The organism is Ruegeria denitrificans (assembly GCF_001458295.1).
GTDB lineage: Bacteria > Pseudomonadota > Alphaproteobacteria > Rhodobacterales > Rhodobacteraceae > Ruegeria > Ruegeria denitrificans.
Map to the genome: position 1 here is coordinate 170067 of NZ_CYUD01000006.1, position 18664 is coordinate 188730.

The window sequence follows — 18664 nt, forward strand, 5'->3', positions numbered from 1 at the left end:
AGAAATTGACGCGCCAACTCTGGACCATTCCAACCTGCCTCCCTAGCTTGACCAGCAAAGGAGAGCTGTATGACCAACCCGATCCTGTCCGACTGGACCACGCCCTTTGAAATTGCCCCCTTCAACGCAATTTCGGATGACGATTTTTCACCCGCGCTGGATCAGGCCATGCGGGTCCACAACACTCAGATTGACGCGATTGCTGGCAACCCAGATACGCCTACCTTTGCCAACACGATCGAAGCGCTTGAGGCTGCGGGCGAGCAGTTGGACAAGGTTCTATCCGTATTCTTCACCGTCGCGGGTGCCGACAGCAACCCGGCGCGGGAAGAATTGCAGCGCGACTTTTCACCCAAGCTGGCAGCACATTTCTCGGGCATTTCCTCGAACAAGGCGCTGTTTCAGCGGGTGGCCGAACTGTGGGCGCGTCGAAATGAACTGGGTCTGACCGACGAACAGGCCCGCGTGCTGATGCTGACCCATCGCGGTTTTGTTCGCGCAGGTGCCGCGCTGGAAGGTGATCAGGACGCCCGGATGCAAGACATCAAGGCCCGGCTGGCCTCGTTGGGAACGTCCTTTACCCAGAATATTCTGGCCGATGAGCGCGATTGGTACATGGACCTGTCCGAGGACGATCTGGAGGGCCTGCCAGAGTTCGTCGTGGATACTGCCCGCGCCGCAGGACAGGAAAAAGGGGCAGGGGGTCCGGTCGTGACCTTGTCACGCTCGCTGATTGTGCCGTTCCTGCAATTCTCACCCCGTCGCGACCTGCGGGAAAAGGCTTATCGGGCCTGGACGGCGCGCGGAGCCAATGGGGGCGAAACTGACAACTGCGAAATTGCAGCAGAAACTCTGCAATTGCGTGAGGAACGCGCCAAATTGCTGGGCTATGACAGCTTTGCTGACTTCAAACTGGAAACCGAAATGGCCCGCACACCGGACAAGGTGCGCGACCTGTTGATGCAGGTTTGGGCACCCGCCAAATCGCGGGCCGATGCGGATGCTGAAATCCTGACACAGATGATGCAGGAGGACGGCGTCAACGGCCCCCTGGAAGCATGGGATTGGCGCTACTATGCCGAGAAACGCCGCAAGGCCGAGCATGACCTAGATGAGGCAACATTGAAGCCCTATCTGCAATTGGACAGGATGATCGAGGCTGCCTTTGCCTGCGCCAATCGTCTGTTCGGGTTGGAATTTGCACCGCTGGACGTGCCGCTTTATCATCCCGATTGCCGCGCGTGGGAGGTCACGCGTAACGGGCAGCACTTCGCTGTGTTCATCGGCGATTACTTCGCGCGAGGATCTAAAAGGTCGGGGGCGTGGTGCAGTGCGATGCGGTCACAGGCCAAGTTCCCCAAGGTGCAGGCTCCGGTCGTGATCAATGTCTGTAACTTTGCCAAGGGCGATCCTGCGTTGCTGTCGTATGACGATGCCCGGACTCTGTTCCATGAATTCGGTCACGCGCTGCATCAGATGCTGTCCGACGTGACCTATGAAAGCATCTCGGGCACCAGTGTCGCGCGGGACTTTGTGGAACTGCCCAGCCAGCTTTACGAACACTGGTTGGAAGTGCCCGAGGTTCTGGCCGAGTTTGCCACCCACGCCGAAACCGGCGAAGCGATGCCGCAGGAGATGCTTGAGAAAGTGCTCAAGGCCGCCAATTTCGACCAGGGGTTTCAGACGGTGGAATATGTTGCCTCGGCGCTGGTCGATCTGGCGTTCCACGATGGCGCGGCCCCGGCAGATCCGATGGCGAAACAGGCTGAGGTTCTGTCTAAGATCGGTATGCCGCAGGCCATCGGGATGCGCCACGCTACCCCGCATTTCGCACATGTCTTTGCGGGCGACGGTTATAGCTCGGGCTATTACAGTTATATGTGGTCCGAGGTCATGGATGCCGACGCCTTTGCCGCGTTTGAAGAGGCCGGAGGGGCCTTTGATCCGGAACGCGCCCAAGCGTTAGAGGACAACATCCTGTCCACCGGCGGTTCACGTGAAGCCGAAGAGCTGTACCTTGCTTTCCGCGGGCGTCTGCCGGGGGTTGAGGCCTTGCTGAAAGGGCGCGGGCTGATCGCGGCCTAATACCCCAGAGACCGGTCAACGAGGTGCAGGAAGGGCTTTCCTTCCTCGCCTCGGCGGATGTTTTCGCAGATCACCTGTGCCGCCGTTTCCGGGCGGGTTTCCGAGGCGATATGTGGGGTCACCGTTACATTCGGATGCGCCCAATAAGGATGATCTGCAGCCAACGGTTCGACCCGGAATACGTCTAGCGTCGCATGGCCGACCTGACCTGAGTTCAGCGCGGCAAGCAGGGCGTCGTCGTCGATCAGCGGACCGCGTCCGGGGTTAATGATGCAGGCTCCCTTGGGCAGCATGGCCAGTGTTTCGACGTTCAGAATATTCTCGGTGGCGGGGGTGTCGGGCAGCAGCAGAACCACGATCTCGGCCTGTGACAGAGCGGTACCCAGCCCGTCCGGCCCGTGCAGACAGGTAATGCCGGGAATATCCTTGGCTGTACGGCTCCAACCGGTGACGTCGAAATTCAAAGCTGCCAATGCGCGCGCCGCCGCTTCACCCAACTCGCCAAGGCCGAGAATGCAGACCTGACGCCCGGTGGCCAGAGGGGGCGGGTCAGGAGCCCAGATACCGTCCTGCACGGTGATATGCCGATCCATGCCAAGGTGATAGCGCAGCACGTGGCCCACCACCCATTCGGTCATGCCCTGCGTCAGGCCATGATCCACCATCCGTGCCAGCGGTACGGTCAGGGTCTCATTGCCCGCGATCTTTTCGACCCCGGCCCACAGGCTGAGCACGGCTTTCAGCCGCGTGAAGGGGATGAAATCCAACAGCCCTCCGTTCGGGGCGTAAACGACGTAATCCACCTGATCCGGTTCGCATTCTGTGCTAAGTCGAAAGTCCAACCCGGCCTCGGTCAGACCTTTGGTCAGCAGCGGTTCGTAGATCGACCACAGGGCAGGGCGCGCGGAAAACAGGACGTTCACGGGCATGAGGGGCCTTTCAGATCAGCGAGGGCGGTGAATATGGGCGCTTTGGACGATCCCGAAGGCGGCCATCAGAACCAGCATGGCTGAGCCGCCATAGCTGACCATCGGCAACGGTACGCCCACGACCGGGGCAAGGCCCATGACCATCGACATGTTGACCGCGAAGAACAGAAAGAAGTTCAGCGCGATTCCCAGCGTCACCAGCGACGAGAAGCGATCTTTGGTCGACAGCGCCGTGACCAGACAGAACACCAGGATCAGGCCATAGAGGGTCAGCAGAGTGATACCGCCGACAAAGCCGAACTCTTCGGCCAGCGTGGTGAAAATAAAATCGGTATGTTTTTCGGGCAAAAAGTTCAGGCGCGATTGAGTTCCTTGCATGAACCCACGCCCGTTCCAGCCGCCCGATCCCAGAGCAATCTTGGACTGGGTGATGTGATACCCCGCGCCCAGCGGGTCGGTCGATGGATCCAGAAAGGTGTCAATCCGGCGGAATTGGTAATCCTTGAGCAACTGCCATTCGGTCCCACGGCTGTTGAACACGGTGGCAATCAGGCCCACCACAGCGGCGATGACGGCGGCGAAATAGGCCCAATGGACGCCAGCAAGAAACATCAGCCCACCGCCTGCTGCCAACAGCAGGATTGATGTGCCCAGATCGGGCTGTTTCAGAACCATGAATGTCGGAATCAGGATCAGGGCCACTGGGATCAGCACCCAAAGCGGACGCGAGGTCTTATGCGAGGGCAGCCAATCGTAATAAGCGGCCAGAACCATGACCAGTGCAACCTTCATAACCTCGGACGGTTGCAATCGCATGAATCCCAGGTCGATCCAGCGCTGAGCACCCATACCTATGGTTCCAAAAAGTTCAACAAAAACAAGAAGAACTATTGATCCCAGATAGGCCACAACGGACATGTTGCGCCAGAACCAGATCGGCACCAGGGCGATGATGAACATGGCCGTCAAGCCCAGCCCAAAGCGTTCCATCTGAGGTTCGGCCCAAGGCATCCATGATCCGCCTGCAACCGAAAACAGCATCAGAAAACCGGCGCTTGCCGTGCTGACCAACAACAGAGTCAGAGGCCAGTTCATATACAGGAACTTGCGGAACCCCGATGGCGTGGATTTGACGGCGTATTCTAAATAGCTCATGCGCGGTCCTTCTCGGACGGACGCGCTTTGGGGCGACGATCGCCCTCAAGCCGTTTTTGCTGTTCCTTGATGCGGTCGCGATCGCCCGCCGGGTAGGCCTCAAGCGGCGGTGTGCCGTTGTACAGCGCCTGCAACATGATGTCCCGCGCGACCGGGGCCGCTGCCTTGGAGCCACCGCCACCATGTTCCACCACAACGGCCACGGCGTATTTGGGGTTGTCATAGGGCGCAAAACTGACGAACAGTGCGTGGTCGCGGCGCTCCCATGGCAGGTCTTCGTTGCGGATTACACCGGCGGCGCGTTCCGCCTTGGTGATGTTGCGTACCTGACTGGTGCCGGTTTTGCCCGCCATGCGGAACTCGTCCGCGATGATACGGCTGCGATAGGCGGTGCCGCGCCGGTTGTTCGAGACCGTGAACATGGCGTGACGCACTTGTTCCAGATTATTGCGGTTCACCGCCAGCGGTTCCCCAGCGCCGGATGGCTGTTCAATCCCATTTACCGACCGCACCAGTCGTGGCTTCACAGCTCGCCCCGTTGCGAAACGAGCCGTCATGACGGCAAGTTGCAGTGGTGAGGCCAGCATGAAACCCTGACCGATTGAGGCATTTGCCGTGTCACCGACCAGCCATTCCTCGCCATGCACGCGCTGCTTCCAGGCTTGGTTCGGTGCCAGCCCGGCGGCCACAGCAGACATCGGAATGTCATGCTTGACGCCCAGCCCGAAGGTGCGCGCCATGTCCGAGATATTGTCGATACCGGTGCGCAAGGCCACGTCATAGTAATAAACGTCGCAGCTGCGCTTTAGCGAGGTTTCCAGATCAACCGTGCCATGCCCACCGCGTTTCCAGCAGTGAAAGCGGCGACTGCCCACCTTCAGGTGGCCAGGACAATATACCGTGTTCGATGGCCCAATCACCCCGGCCTCAAGCGCGGCCATGGCGGTGATCATTTTAAAGGTTGAACCTGGCGGATAGGTGCCCTGCACCGTCTTGTTAGCCAGCGGGCGGTAATTGTCCTGCGTCAGCGCCCGGTAATCGGCAACCGAGATGCCGCGCACAAACAGGTTCGGGTCAAAGCTGGGGGCCGAGCTGATGGCGCGAATGTCGCCGGTCTCGCAATCGATCACCACGGCGGCGGCACTTTCCCCGGCCAGACGTGCTTGCGCGTATTGCTGTAGATCAGCATCGACCGAAAGCTGGAGGTCTGCCCCAGTCTCACCTTCCTGCCGGTCGAGTTCGCGCATCACGCGGCCGGTGGCGTTGACCTCGACCCGTTTGGCTCCGGCTTTGCCACGCAGGGCAATCTCTTGCTTGGCCTCCAAACCCACCTTGCCGATCTGGAACCGCGGGATGCGCAGAACCGGTTCGGGGTCTTCGATCTGGCTCAGGTCGTAATCACTGACCGGGCCAACATAACCGACCACATGGGCGAAATCTTCGTAGCGCGGATACTGCCGGGTCTGCCCCACCTCGGGGATTACGCCGGGCAGGGCGGGTGCGTTGACGGCCACTTTCGAGATATCCTCCCACGTGACCTGATCGGCCAGCGTGACCGGCAGGAACGGGGCCGAGCGGCGCATTTCAGTCTTGGCGCGTTCAATCTCATCCGTTGTAAGGGGGATCAGCTCTGAAAGCTTGGCGATAACCTGATCGACGTCGCCTGCATCTTCGCGCACCATGACGATGCGGTATGAGGGCGAGTTCTGGCCGATGATCTCTCCGTTCCGGTCGTAAATCCGGCCGCGAGTCGGCGGGATCAGGCGAATGTTGATCCGGTTTTCCTCGGCCAGCAGGCGGTATTCATCGGCCTGATCAACCTGCATATAGCGCATTCGGGCGGCAAGCCCCCCAATAAAGACCGCCTGCAACCCGCCCAGAATCAAGGCCCTGCGGGGAAGGCGTTTATAGGCAAGGCCTTGTGGCTTGGGTTTGCGCTGTTTCATCCCCTTGCCCCTATTGCATTGGTATTGGCCACGGATGCACGCCGCACCCCAAGGGCGTTCTGGCTAAGCAGAACGATCAGGGGATAAACCGCAATTGTCAGAACCAATTGTATCACCACGGGCCCCAATGCCGCTTGTTGTACAGATACAATAGCAAGAATGATGCGGTTCAGCATGAAAACAACCGTGATTACCACCGCGACGGTCGTCCATTCGCTGACAAATCCCGAATCCCGCATACCAAACGCGGCCGAGTGCAGGTAGGCCGCGCCCAACACCACCAGCGCCGCCAGCAGGCCGGGTGGGCGTTGCAGCAACAGATCGGCCATCAGCATGACAAAGGCGATCAGCAGGGTCGGCACATACTCGGGCCGTCGCAGCACCCAGGCAAAGGTCAGTGCAATCAGCATGTCCGGAAAAGGCCAGCGGTCCGGCTGCGTGTCCAGTGGCAACAGATGTAGAAACAGCACAAGGGCGGCCAGAAACAGATACAGCCCGCGCTTGGACCAAAGCTGGGAGGTGGCGCTATCCATCACCGACCTCCGACGGGGTCAGGGCGGTTTCGGGGTTTCGCGGGCCGACGATATCACCCGGATCGCGAATCTGAGGCGCCGACTGATAGCGCAGCACCCGCAAAAATTCGAGCCGTTCGAAATCCGCCGACAGACGCACCCGCAAGCGGCCGCCGGGATCGGCAGTGATCTGACCGATCAGCAAACCGCCGGGAAACACGCCGCCATCACCTGAGGTTACGACCCGGTCGCCGGGTCGGACCAGCTCCCGGTTCTCCAAAAACTCGACCGCTGGAGCGGAGGTGTTGTCGCCGGTGATCAGGGCGGTCTGGCCCGAGGGCTGGATCGTGGCTGGAATCGCGCTGGAGGCATCGGTCATCAGGATCACCCGCGCCGTATCCGGCCCCACGCCGGAAATACGCCCGACCACACCGATCCCGTCCATCGTTGCCCAGCCATCGGTGATGCCGTCCCGTTCGCCCACATTCAGCAGAACCGACTGCCGGAACGGGGACCCGCTGTCGGCCATCACCACCCCAGTGATATAAGTCAGACGCGGATCAAGGCGCACGTTGTTCAGATCTAGCAGCCGGGCGTTTTCCTGTTCCAGCTGCAGCGCCGCCTCTTTCCAGGCGCGCATCAGGCGCAGTTCGCTGCGCAGTTCCTGGTTCTGTTCGCTCAGGCGCTGGTAGCTTTGGAAATCGCGTGCCAGATTGACCACGGCGGTGACGGGAACCATGGCCCATTCCATCGAGGGCACCACCCGGTCCACGACCTGCGCGCGGAACCGTTCCACGCGTGGGCTGTCGATCCGCCAGACCAGAAAGATTGCCAGCAGGCACAGCACCACAATCCCCAACAGCAGACGGCGGAGGGGGGTGGTGTATTCGTCGCGCTGTGATCGGTCCTTTGCCACAGGTTACCTTCCCGTGCTGCTCGTGCCCGAGTGTTGTCCCTTAAAGGGTGCGCGCCTTAGCTTTCGTAGTCAATCGCGTGGCGCAGCTGTTTTTCATATTCCAGTGCCTTGCCGGTGCCCAAAGCCACACAATTCAGGCTTTCATCGGCAATCGACACGGCCAGCCCGGTCTGTTCGCGCAAGGCCAAATCCAGATCGCCCAGCAGCGCGCCGCCGCCAGTTAGCATCACGCCCCGGTCTACGATGTCGGCCGCCAGATCGGGCGGCGTGGTTTCCAGCGCGGTCATGACGGCTTCGCAAATCGCCTGAACAGGTTCCGACAATGCCTCGGCCACTTGTGCCTGGCTGATTTCGATTTCCTTGGGCACGCCGTTCAGCAGGTCGCGGCCACGGATATGCATCGATTGGCCACGGCCGTCATCGGGCATACGGGCGGTGCCGATAGTGGTTTTGATCCGCTCGGCGGTCGATTCACCCACCAGCAGGTTTTGCTGACGGCGCAGGTACGAGATGATGGCCTCGTCCATCCGGTCGCCACCCACACGGACCGAGCGGGCATAGACGATGTCACCCAGCGACAGCACGGCCACCTCGGTGGTGCCGCCGCCGATATCGACGACCATGTTGCCGGTCGGATCGGTGATCGGCATACCGGCACCGATTGCGGCGGCAATGGGTTCAGCAATCAATCCGGCACGCCGGGCACCTGCGGACAGAACCGACTGACGGATTGCACGTTTTTCAACCGGCGTTGCGCCATGCGGCACGCAGACGATGATTTTGGGCTTCGAAAAGGTCGAGCGTTTATGCACTTTGCGAATGAAATGCTTGATCATTTCCTCGGCGGTGTCGAAATCGGCAATCACACCTTCGCGCATCGGCCGGATGGCTTCGATCGAACCGGGGGTCCGGCCCAGCATCAGCTTGGCATCCTCGCCAACGGCCAGCACTTTTTTCACACCGTCTTTCACGTGGTAGGCCACCACGGATGGTTCAGACAGGATCACGCCGCGCCCTTTGACATAAACCAGCGTGTTCGCTGTCCCAAGGTCGATGGCCATGTCCGCTGTGAACAAACCGCCCAGATTGCCAAAGATTCCCATGTTTTCACTGATCCCGTTCGTCAGAATTTCTACTGCCCGCGACTCGACGGTTCCGGGACGGATGACTTATAGGGTGCCAACTCGCCCGGTAAAAGGGCTGATTCCGCGACAATCAGCACCTTTCCGCCTTATTCAGAGGGACTTTAGAAGGCAATATGCTCTCATATCAACATATTTACCACGCTGGGAATCTGGCTGATGTGCAAAAGCACGCTTTGTTGGCGTGGGTGCTGGATTATCTGACCCGCAAAGACAAGCCGCTGACCTTTCTAGAAACACATTCGGGCCGTGGCCTGTATCAACTGGATGCGGTCGAGGCGGTACGTACCGGAGAAGCCGCTGCAGGTATTGAGCGCGCTTTGCGCGAAAAATGGTTCCCTGCGGACCATCCGTTGTCACAGGCGCTAGAGGCAGTGCGGACGCGGTATGGTGGGCACACCTATGCCGGATCACCAATGATCGCCGCCAGTCTGTTGCGCGATCAGGACAGCATGCATTTTGCCGAATTGCATCCGCAGGAGCATGCGGCCCTGTCCATGACCATGTCGCCTTTCGGCGCAAAAACTTACAAGCAGGACGGGTATGAGTTGGCGCATTCCTTATTGCCGCCGACGCCCCGGCGCGGGATGTTGTTGATTGATCCGAGCTATGAGGTCAAATCGGAATACGACCGTCTTCCCGGAGTAATTGCCAAATTGCACCGCAAATGGAACGTCGGCGTGCTTGCCTTGTGGTACCCGATCCTGATCGATCGGCGGCATGAACCGATGATCACCGCGCTGAAAAAACAAAACCTGCCCAAGTCAGAATGCCATGAGGTGCGGTTTCCTGCTGCGCGTGAAGGTCATCGTATGATCGGGTCTGGCATGTTTGTCGTGAACGCTCCGTTTGGGTTTGCCGAAGAGACCCGCAGGTTGGATGCGATATTTGCGGGGCTGGGTCACGGGTAAACACATGTTCCGGGCGCATTGAGGGTGTTCGGCTACACGCCCTGGCTGTGTCCGCAAAATTTCTTGTTCGAACAGGACCCCCGGCCCTAGACTTGCAGCAGGGAGGGGTGCCATGAATCGCCGACTTGCTACGGTTTTGGCCGCCGATATGGTAGGTTATAGCCGATTGATGGAAATTGACGAGCAAGGCACGCTGGCACGGCTGCGCACGCACCGGATCGAGCTTATCGACCCTTCGATCGAGAAAAACCGCGGCACGATCATCAAGACCACCGGCGACGGGATGCTTGTCGAATTCCCCAGCGCCAGCGACGCCGTGACCTGTGCCGTCGAAGTTCAAAATCGAATGTTTCGTAGGAATGCGGATGTTCCGCAAGACCAGCGCATTCAGTTTCGCATGGGCATCAATCTTGACGAAATCATCTTTGAAGACGGGGACATCTTTGGCAGTGGTGTCAACATTGCTGCCCGGTTGGAACAATCAGCACAGGCAGGGGATGTGCTGATTTCCGGTGCTGTCCACGAACAGGTGTCCAGTCGGTTAGAGCTGCAGTTTCACGATTTAGGGGACCTGTCGCTCAAGAACCTGTCACAACCCGTTCACGCGTACAGGGTCGGGTTGGATACGCCGGCCGGTGAGGCCGAGCAGAACATGATCGGGCAAGAGGCGACAAGAGTCGTGAAACCCTCGATCGCGGTTCTTCCTTTTGAAAACATGAGTGGTGATTCAGAGCAGGAATTCTTTGCCGACGGTCTGACCGAAGATCTTCTGACCGAGCTGAGCCGCAGGCATGAACTGTTCGTGATCTCGCGCAATTCCTGTTTTGTCTACAAAGGGCAGGCGGTGAATGTCCGCGATGTGGGTGATAAGCTGGGTGCGCGCTACATAGTCGAAGGGAGCGTGCGCAAGGCGGGAAACCGCGTGCGCGTGACGGTTCAGCTGATCGACAGTGAAAGCGACGGCCATATCTGGGCCGAGAAATATGACCGTGACCTGGATGATATTTTCACCATTCAGGACGAGGTGATTTCAGCCGTGGTTGCGACACTGCCGGGGCGGATCGAAGCGTCGCAGCAAGAAGGGCTGACGCGCAAAAAACCATCGAGTTTCGCCGCTTACGAATGTGTTCTGGCCGCCAAGGTCCTGCATCACCGCAGCACGTGCGAAGATAATGCCGAAGCGACCAAGCTGATCGACCGCGCCATAGAACTTGACCCCGATTACGCTCACGCCCACGCCTGGAGCGGTTGCATCCGGGGGCAAGCCTGGGGTTACGGCTGGTGCGATGACCGCGATGCCATGCTGGCGTCCTGCGAAGAGGCAATCCTTAAGGCGGCCTCGATGGATGACAACGATGCGGATGTTCATCGTTTGATGGGAGCGGTCGAGATTTTGCGGAACAATCTGGGCCGCGCGCGTTACCATCAGGAACGGGCGTTGTCGCTGAACCCGAACTACGATCTGGTTGTCGTCCAAATGGGAGAGTTGCTGACCTGGTCAGGTCGCCCCGACGAAGGGGCGGAGTGGATTCAGAAAGCCATGCGCCTGAATCCGCATCATCCTGCTCGTTTCTGGAGCCATCTGGGAAAGGCGCGGTTTGGTGGAAAACACTATGATCAGGCAATTGACGATTTTGCCCATTTGCCGACAATGGACCCTGTGCAAAATGCCTATGTCGCGGCGTGCAACGCGTGGCTGGGGGATGAAGCCAAGGCCCGAAAACATGTGGATGCTATTTATGCCGCACAGCCCGATGCAAAGATCGAAGACCTGGTCGCGACGCTGCATTACGCACGGGACGAAGATCTGCAACATTTCGTGGATGGGGTAAAAAAAGCCGGGTTTTCCTGATCCACTAAGCGGAAAACGGCCCGCAATTGCGGGCCGTTTTTATGTCAGGTCAGATCTTTATAGCTGATCTCACGCGCATCTGCGCCCGGCCCGGTTTTTTCCCGGCGCACGATCAGGCGGTTCAGGGCGTGGATATAGGCCTTGGCAGAAGCCACTACGGTGTCCGTGTTGGCGGACTGACCGGTGGCGATCATGCCGTCCTCTTCCAACCGTACCGAAACCGTTGCTTGCGCATCGGTGCCCGCAGTCACGGCGTGCACCTGATACAGCTGCAGATGGGCCTTGTTCGGATAGATCGCGCGGATGGCTTTGAAGGTCGCATCCACCGGGCCGTCGCCGTATTCGGTGGCGATGGTATCCTGCCCGTCCACTTCCAGCTCAACAGTTGATTCCGCTTGACCGCCGGTGCCACAGGTCACTTTCATCGACACCAGTTGCAGATGATCGTCAGCGTCATCGAGCGTCATCAGTGCGATCAGATCGTCGTCAAATACCTCTTTCTTGCGGTCGGCCAAATCCTTGAACCGCACGAAAATGTCCTTGAGCTGGTTGTCGCCAATCTCATATCCCAGCGTTTCCAGCTTGTCGCGCAACGCCGCGCGGCCCGAGTGTTTGCCCAACGGCAATGATGTGCCGGACAAACCCACATCTTCAGGGCGCATGATCTCGAAATTGTCCCGGTTTTTCAGCATGCCATCCTGGTGGATGCCGCTTTCATGGGCAAACGCGTTCTTGCCAACGATGGCTTTGTTGAACTGCACGTTAAAGCCCGAAACCGTGGCAACCCGGCGCGAGATATGCATAATCTTGGTGGTGTCGATGCCAGTGTGGTACGGCATGATGTCATTGCGGGTGCGCATTGCCATCACAACCTCTTCCAGCGCCGTGTTGCCGGCCCGTTCACCCAGACCATTGATCGTACATTCGATCTGGCGCGCACCGCCGATCACAGCGGCCAGCGAGTTTGCCGTCGCCATGCCCAAATCGTTGTGGCAGTGGGTGGCGAAGACGACCTCATCCGCGCCCGGAACAGTTTCGATCAAACGCTTGATCAGGTCGGCGGATTCCAATGGCGCGGTATAGCCCACGGTGTCAGGGATGTTGATCGTCGTCGCCCCGGCTTTGATCGCAATTTCGATCACGCGGCACAGGTAGTCCCATTCAGTTCGGGTGGCATCCATCGGCGACCATTGCACGTTTTCGCACAGATTACGCGCGTGGCTAACCGTCTCGTGGATTTTCTCGGCCATTTCGTCCTGCGTCAGGTTTGGAATGGCGCGGTGCAAAGGTGAGGTGCCGATGAAGGTGTGAATCCGGCTTTTCTCGGCGTGTTTGATCGCCTCCCAGCAGCGGTCGATATCGGCGAAGTTGGCGCGGGCCAGACCGCAGATGCGGCTGTTTTTTGATCGTTGGGCGATCTCTGAAACCGCTTTGAAATCGCCTTCCGAGGCGATGGGAAATCCGGCTTCGATGATGTCGACACCCATGTCGTCGAGCAGCTCGGCAATTTCCAGCTTTTCTTCATGGGTCATGGTGGCGCCGGGGCTTTGTTCGCCGTCGCGCAAAGTGGTGTCAAAGATCAAGACGCGGTCTTGGTCGGTCACGTTAGTCATGGAATTCTCTTTCTTCTTCTGTCCTAAAGCCTATGGCGCGCGGGCGTCCTCCTCTGAGCAGGCGCGCCGGATGGCACGCTCAGAGGCGGATTAGGATCAGTAGGCCACGCAGCGACGCACCGCGAATGGCGGTGTCGGCAAAAGGGATATCTGCGCGGTTGATCATGAACGGAATTTATACAGAGCCCGTACGGAATGAAAAGACCCATTTGCGGGTCAAAGACTATTGCGAAGGTTTCTTTTTGCGCACTGCATAATGCACCCCGTCGGATGAAGTGCATTTAAAGCTGCGACGAGATAAAAATAGTTGAGGTTTCAACCGTCCGTGTCAGTGGCGTCCGAGGATTCAGCTTGGGGCGTTGCGCCGTCCGTTGTCGCCAATTCGCCATCTTCCCAAACACCGGTTTCCTCTTCACCGTTGGCATAACGCATAGTGCCGTTGCCCTGACGTTTGGCGTCGACAAAGCTGCCTTCGTAAACGTCGCCGCTTGGATATGTGGCGATCCCGTCACCGGTGATCTTGCCGTCGGTCCACTGGCCCGAATAGCTGAACCCGTTGGCCATGACGATCTCGCCCTGCCCATGGCGCTTGCCTGCGTCAAAATCGCCGGAATAGGTGGTACCATCAGGGTAGGTTGCCAGGCCTTTTCCCTGACGCAGGCCTTCAACCCAGTCTCCGTCATAGCTGTAGCCGTCGGCTGAGGTCAGGATGCCTTTGCCATGGTTCGTGGCGTTTTTGAATTGGCCCCGATAGACCGTGCCATTTGGATAGGTCGAAACCCCCTGGCCTTCGATCACGCCAGCGATCCAGTCGCCATCATAGGTCGAGCCGTCCGTATAGGTGATGCGGCCTTTGCCTTCGGCGAGATCTGCCCTGAAATCACCGACATAGACGGATCCGTCGGGATAGGTCACTTCGCCCAGACCTTCGATCAGGCCACCGGTCCATTCGCCGGTGTAAATATAGCCATCGGTTCCGGTATAGGTCCCCTGACCATGGCGAAGGTCATCGGCATAGTTGCCCTCGTAAACATCGCCGTTGGCGTAAGTCACTTTGCCCTGGCCCTGGCGGCGACCGTCGCCCAGCGTGCCTTCGTAGACGTCCCCGTTGACGTAGGACAGTCGTCCGGTTCCGGTGATGCGATCCTCGACCCAGTCACCGACATAGGTCATCCCATCGGGCAGGGTCAGGCTGCCTTGTCCGTGGCGCTGACCACCATTGACGTCACCCTCATAGACGCCGCCCTCGGCATAGGTGATCTTGCCTTTACCCTGTATGACGTCGTCAACCCAATCCCCGTCATAGCTGTACCCGCTGGGATCGGTCAGCACGCCCTTGCCATGGTAGCGGCCGTTATTGAAATCGCCTTCGTAGCGCGCACCGTTGGCATAAACCGCCATACCCGCGCCAGTGATCGCCCCGTCAACCCATTCACCATCGTAGCTGCCGCCGTCAGCATAGATGATCTTGCCGCGCCCCTCGGGTTTACCCTTGGCGAACGTCCCTTCGTAGATCGAACCGTTGACATAGCGGGCAATCCCCTTGCCCTGGATCTCTCCCTCGGCCCATTCACCGCTGTATTCGAAGCCGTTCGGCAGACGATACGTGCCGGTTCCGTGGCGCAGACCGTTCTGGAATGTGCCTTCGTAAACTCCGCCGACCTCGTCGTCCTTGGTGATTACCTGACCGTCCTGCGCAGCGGCGCCTGCTGCGATCAGGGCGATTGCAGATGCGGCAATGGTAATGCGAAAAGCGTTCATGATCGATCCTGCGTGCCCGGTATTCATCCTGTTGCGCAAAACTAAGGTACCCGTGAGGGCAGGGCAACGGGTTTTGCCGCATTTGGCTTTCACTTGCGCGATGATCTGCTAAATGGCTTTAAGACTGACGAGGGCAAGAGGGCACCATGGCCGACCGTTTCCGCATCACTCTGGCGCAACTCAACCCCACTGTGGGGGATATCGACGGCAACGCGGCCAAGGCGTTGGCTGCATGGCAGCAGGCACGCGAGGCCGGGGCCGATCTGGTGGCATTCCCCGAGATGTTCATTACCGGATACAACACGCAGGATCTGGTGATGAAGCCTGCATTCTACCGCGCCGCGATGGCAGCGGTCGAGGAACTGGCCAAACAATGCGCCGATGGCCCCGCCATGGCGATTGGCGGGCCCTGGGCGGAAGACGGTAATCTTTTCAACGCCTATCTAATCCTTAAGGGCGGGCGGATAAGCAGCAAATCGCTGAAGCATCACCTGCCCAATGAAACCGTGTTCGACGAGGTGCGTTTGTATGATGCCGGGCCTTTGGGCGGCCCCTATGCGGTTGGCAACACGCGTATCGGCAGCCCGATTTGTGAGGACAGCTGGCATCCCGACGTGGCGGAAACGCTTGAAGAAACCGGGGCCGAGTTCCTGCTGATCCCTAACGGCTCACCTTATTTCCGCAATAAATACGACGTGCGCCTGAACCATATGGTGGCGCGCGTGGTCGAGACCGGCCTGCCGCTGATCTATCTGAATATGGTTGGCGGTCAGGACGATCAGGTGTTCGACGGGGCGACCTTTGGTCTGAATCCGGGCGGAGAGCTGGCGTTTCGGATGCCTGTATTTGATGAGGCAGTGACGCACATCGATCTGGAACGCGGCGACGATGGCTGGCGCATCGTACCTGCCGAGATCGTGCCGCAACCCGAGGAATGGGAGCAAGACTATCGCGCCATGGTGCAATCCCTGCGCGACTATGTGGGCAAGACCGGCTTCAAAAAGGCACTGCTGGGTCTGTCTGGCGGTGTCGATTCCGCTTTGGTCGCGGCGATTGCAGTAGATGCCATCGGGGCCGAGAATGTGCGTTGCGTGATGCTGCCATCGGAATACACCAGCCAGGCATCGCTGGATGATGCCGAGGCGGTCGCCAAGGCGCTGGGCGTCCACTATGACTATGTGCCGATTTCTGACAGCCGTGCGGCAATGACCGAAGCTCTGGCCCCGCTGTTCACGGGGCGCGAGGCGGACTTGACCGAGGAGAACATCCAGTCCCGCCTGCGTGGGCTGTTGTTGATGGCGATCTCAAACAAATTTGGCGAGATGCTACTAACCACCGGCAACAAATCCGAGGTCGCGGTGGGGTACGCCACCATCTATGGCGACATGAATGGGGGCTATAACCCAATCAAGGATCTGTACAAAACTCGTGTGTTCGAGACCTGTCGCTGGCGCAATGCAAATCACCGCGATTGGATGATGGGGCCTTTGGGGGAGGTAATTCGCCCCTCGGTCATCGACAAACCCCCCAGCGCTGAACTGCGCGAAGACCAGAAGGACAGCGACAGCCTGCCCGACTATCCGGTTCTAGACGCCATTTTGGACATACTGATCGACCGCGACGGGTCGATCGCCGATTGTGTCGCTGCCGGATTTGAGGAGGCCGACGCGCGACGGGTCGAGCATCTGATCTATATCAGCGAATACAAACGCTTTCAGTCCGCCCCCGGAACCCGCCTGACGCATCGGGCCTTTTGGTTGGACCGTCGCTATCCGATTGTGAATCGCTGGCGGGATCAGGGTTAAACTGATCCAGAGCCGCTCTGGTCGACTTGATGTTTCCTCATCGGCGTCAGTGTGGCTGGTGGGTCGGATATTGTTTCGAGAATCCAGGTAACATCTTGTTTTTTAGCCAGTCACGGAACGGACGGCTTGAAATTGAGACATTTTTTTGACACATTTTAGCTTAATTCATGCCCCAACTGGGGCGGTGTGACCTTAATTCAAAAAAATTGAATTGTGTCGCATCTGGTGTTGGATATCTGAGTTAACGATTTGGTGTTATTATGTATGAGGGATATGACAAACCGCTTCACCCGCCTTTAAGGTACAAAGCCATGGAATCTGAGGCGCGGGTTCTGGACGAGGCCAAATTGGATTCGGCAATCGCGGATTTGCTTCGTGATGACGAGCCCGAGGAACCCGAGCCCGAAGTGAAATCCACAAAAGCGCCGACCGTCTTGCCTGAACTTCCACAACAGGCTGAGATGGATGAAGAAGTCAGCACCAAAGACGGCGGGTTAGGGGCAAGCTTGCTTCAGAAGCTGGCAGAGCTGCGTGGGGCAGCTTGATCTCCACCTAAATCCCAGGAGATTTGCGTGCGCATTTTCACGTCTGTTGGCGTGTTCGCCACAGCATTAGAAAATCATCACGGCTGCGGCACAAGATAGGTTGCCTGAATGCCCGCGCCACGCCTTCATGGCGGTCCAAGCCATGAAGTAAGAGCGGTTTATGCCCGGCCCAAAGCCAACCCCTGTTGAACCTGATCTGCACCTTCCCAAATCCGTGGATGTCGTTGTCATTGGCGGCGGCATAATTGGCGCGTCGACCGCACTGGAATTGTCTGAACGCGGCGCGTCGGTTCTGCTGTGCGACAAGGGGCCGATCGCGGGCGAACAAAGCTCTCGTAACTGGGGTTGGGTGCGTCTGGGCATGCGCGACCCACGTGAAATTCCGCTGATGGTCGAGGCGCTACACCTGTGGAAGGGGATGGATCAACGAACGGGTCGCAAGACCGGTTACACCCGTTCGGGCATCTTGTTCGGCGCTTCGGGCAAGCGCGGCAACGGAAATCTGGAACGCTGGTTACGCCATGTCGAAGGTTTGCAAACCGGTGCGAAACTGGTGACCGGCGCCGAGTTGAATGCGCTACTGCCCGGCAATGAGACAGAATTCGATTGTGCCCTTTATATGCCACAAGATGGCCGCGCTGAACCGCAATGGGCCGCGCCTGCCATCGCTGAGGCAGCGCGGGACCGGGGGGCGGTGCTGATGACCAATTGCGCCGTGCGCAGTGTCGATCTTAGGGGTGGCCGTATCGCGGGCGTCTTTACGGAACGTGGTCGGGTGGCATGCGGCTATGTGGTTTTGGCCGGTGGTGCTTGGTCACGTCTGTTTGCCGGGAATGCGGGAATTCAGCTGCCTCAGCTCAAGGTGTTGAACACGGTTCTTCGCACGTCGCCGGTTGCGGGGCCTGAAACGGCGCTTTGGGCGGATGAATTTGCTATGCGTAAGCGTGCTGATGGGGGCTATACGATTGCGTCCGGCCACGAGAATACAGTCGATATCGTGCCCGACAGTTTCCGTTTGGCCCGACAGTTCTTGCCTGCCTTTGCACAGGAATGGCGGTCTTTGCGCTTTCGGCTATCAAGCCGTTGGCGCACCGAGGCCCAGCAGGATCAGACTTGGGTGCCAACCGATGTGACGCCATTCGAAAAGTGCCGCATGTTGGACCCCGAGCCGTCCTCAAAAGTTTTGCGACAGGCGTGGGCCAAAGCACGCAAAGCGTTTCCCGCGTTGCAACAGGCAGAGATCGTACAAAGCTGGGCAGGCATGATCGACGTTACGCCGGACGCGGTGCCAGTGATTTCAGGGGTGGATGAGATGCCGGGGATGTACATCGCGACCGGATTTTCCGGCCATGGATTCGGTATCGGCCCGGCGGCAGGCCGCCTGATAGCTGATCTGGTCGCCGAAACCACGCCTTGTGTCGATCCGACCGCCTTTCGCCTGTCTCGTTTCACGGATGGCTCAAAAGTACGGCCGGACCCTGGATACTAAGGC

At 58.8% G+C, this 18664-nt stretch carries 14 protein-coding genes; 6 read left to right on the plus strand and 8 right to left on the minus strand.

Annotated features, from left to right (window positions below):
• Positions 1–69 precede the first annotated feature (69 nt).
• On the plus strand, positions 70–2085 hold the full coding sequence (locus tag RUE5091_RS10965) for a M3 family metallopeptidase (protein WP_058281959.1): 2016 nt from the start codon (positions 70–72) through the stop codon (positions 2083–2085).
• Here the strand turns inward: RUE5091_RS10965 and RUE5091_RS10970 are convergent.
• The 6 genes from RUE5091_RS10970 to RUE5091_RS10995 are packed head-to-tail and all read right to left on the minus strand — an operon-like array spanning position 2082 to position 8646.
• On the minus strand, positions 2082–3014 hold the full coding sequence (locus tag RUE5091_RS10970) for a 2-hydroxyacid dehydrogenase (RefSeq protein ID WP_058281960.1): 933 nt from the start codon (positions 3012–3014) through the stop codon (positions 2082–2084). The genes RUE5091_RS10965 and RUE5091_RS10970 overlap by 4 nt on opposite strands.
• 15 nt (positions 3015–3029) lie before the next feature.
• Positions 3030–4169 carry a rod shape-determining protein RodA gene (rodA, locus tag RUE5091_RS10975; protein WP_058281961.1) on the minus strand — a complete coding sequence of 380 codons (1140 nt, stop codon included), beginning with the start codon at positions 4167–4169 and terminating at the stop codon, positions 3030–3032.
• A complete protein-coding gene (mrdA, locus tag RUE5091_RS10980) occupies positions 4166–6115 on the minus strand; it encodes a penicillin-binding protein 2 (RefSeq protein WP_058281962.1) in 1950 nt (649 codons plus the stop codon). The genes rodA and mrdA overlap by 4 nt, the downstream gene beginning before the upstream one ends.
• Complete coding sequence (locus RUE5091_RS10985; RefSeq protein ID WP_082643621.1) at positions 6112–6648, minus strand: rod shape-determining protein MreD; 537 nt, start codon at positions 6646–6648, stop codon at positions 6112–6114. The genes mrdA and RUE5091_RS10985 overlap by 4 nt, the downstream gene beginning before the upstream one ends.
• Positions 6641–7543 carry a rod shape-determining protein MreC gene (gene mreC, locus RUE5091_RS10990; RefSeq protein WP_058281964.1) on the minus strand — a complete coding sequence of 301 codons (903 nt, stop codon included), beginning with the start codon at positions 7541–7543 and terminating at the stop codon, positions 6641–6643. The genes RUE5091_RS10985 and mreC overlap by 8 nt, the downstream gene beginning before the upstream one ends.
• Positions 7544–7599: 56 nt before the next feature.
• The gene (locus RUE5091_RS10995) at positions 7600–8646 is read right to left on the minus strand and encodes a rod shape-determining protein (RefSeq protein ID WP_008756832.1); all 1047 of its coding nucleotides are present in this window, start codon (positions 8644–8646) and stop codon (positions 7600–7602) included.
• Positions 8647–8801: 155 nt separating this feature from the next.
• Between RUE5091_RS10995 and rlmJ the strand changes: the two genes are divergently transcribed.
• Both rlmJ and RUE5091_RS11005 read left to right on the plus strand, forming a co-directional pair.
• On the plus strand, positions 8802–9596 hold the full coding sequence (gene rlmJ, locus RUE5091_RS11000) for a 23S rRNA (adenine(2030)-N(6))-methyltransferase RlmJ (RefSeq protein WP_058281965.1): 795 nt from the start codon (positions 8802–8804) through the stop codon (positions 9594–9596).
• 112 nt (positions 9597–9708) lie between these two features.
• Entirely contained in the window at positions 9709–11448 is a 1740-nt protein-coding gene (locus tag RUE5091_RS11005; protein WP_058281966.1) for an adenylate/guanylate cyclase domain-containing protein, read from the plus strand.
• A gap of 44 nt (positions 11449–11492) precedes the next feature.
• Here the strand turns inward: RUE5091_RS11005 and RUE5091_RS11010 are convergent, their stop codons facing one another.
• Together RUE5091_RS11010 and RUE5091_RS11015 are read right to left on the minus strand one after the other, a co-directional pair.
• Complete coding sequence (locus RUE5091_RS11010) at positions 11493–13061, minus strand: 2-isopropylmalate synthase (RefSeq protein ID WP_058281967.1); 1569 nt, start codon at positions 13059–13061, stop codon at positions 11493–11495.
• Positions 13062–13376: 315 nt separating this feature from the next.
• Positions 13377–14822, minus strand: a complete 1446-nt coding sequence (locus RUE5091_RS11015; protein ID WP_058282074.1) for an MORN repeat-containing protein — start codon at positions 14820–14822, stop codon at positions 13377–13379.
• A gap of 146 nt (positions 14823–14968) precedes the next feature.
• Here RUE5091_RS11015 and RUE5091_RS11020 point away from each other — a divergent pair, with 146 nt between their 5' ends.
• From RUE5091_RS11020 to RUE5091_RS11030, 3 genes are all read left to right on the plus strand, one after another.
• Positions 14969–16627, plus strand: a complete 1659-nt coding sequence (locus tag RUE5091_RS11020) for an NAD+ synthase (RefSeq protein ID WP_058281968.1) — start codon at positions 14969–14971, stop codon at positions 16625–16627.
• A gap of 311 nt (positions 16628–16938) precedes the next feature.
• The gene (locus RUE5091_RS11025) at positions 16939–17172 is read left to right on the plus strand and encodes a hypothetical protein (RefSeq protein WP_131726300.1); all 234 of its coding nucleotides are present in this window, start codon (positions 16939–16941) and stop codon (positions 17170–17172) included.
• Between the two features lie 160 nt (positions 17173–17332).
• Positions 17333–18661 carry an NAD(P)/FAD-dependent oxidoreductase gene (locus RUE5091_RS11030; protein WP_058281970.1) on the plus strand — a complete coding sequence of 443 codons (1329 nt, stop codon included), beginning with the start codon at positions 17333–17335 and terminating at the stop codon, positions 18659–18661.
• Positions 18662–18664: the final 3 nt, after the last annotated feature.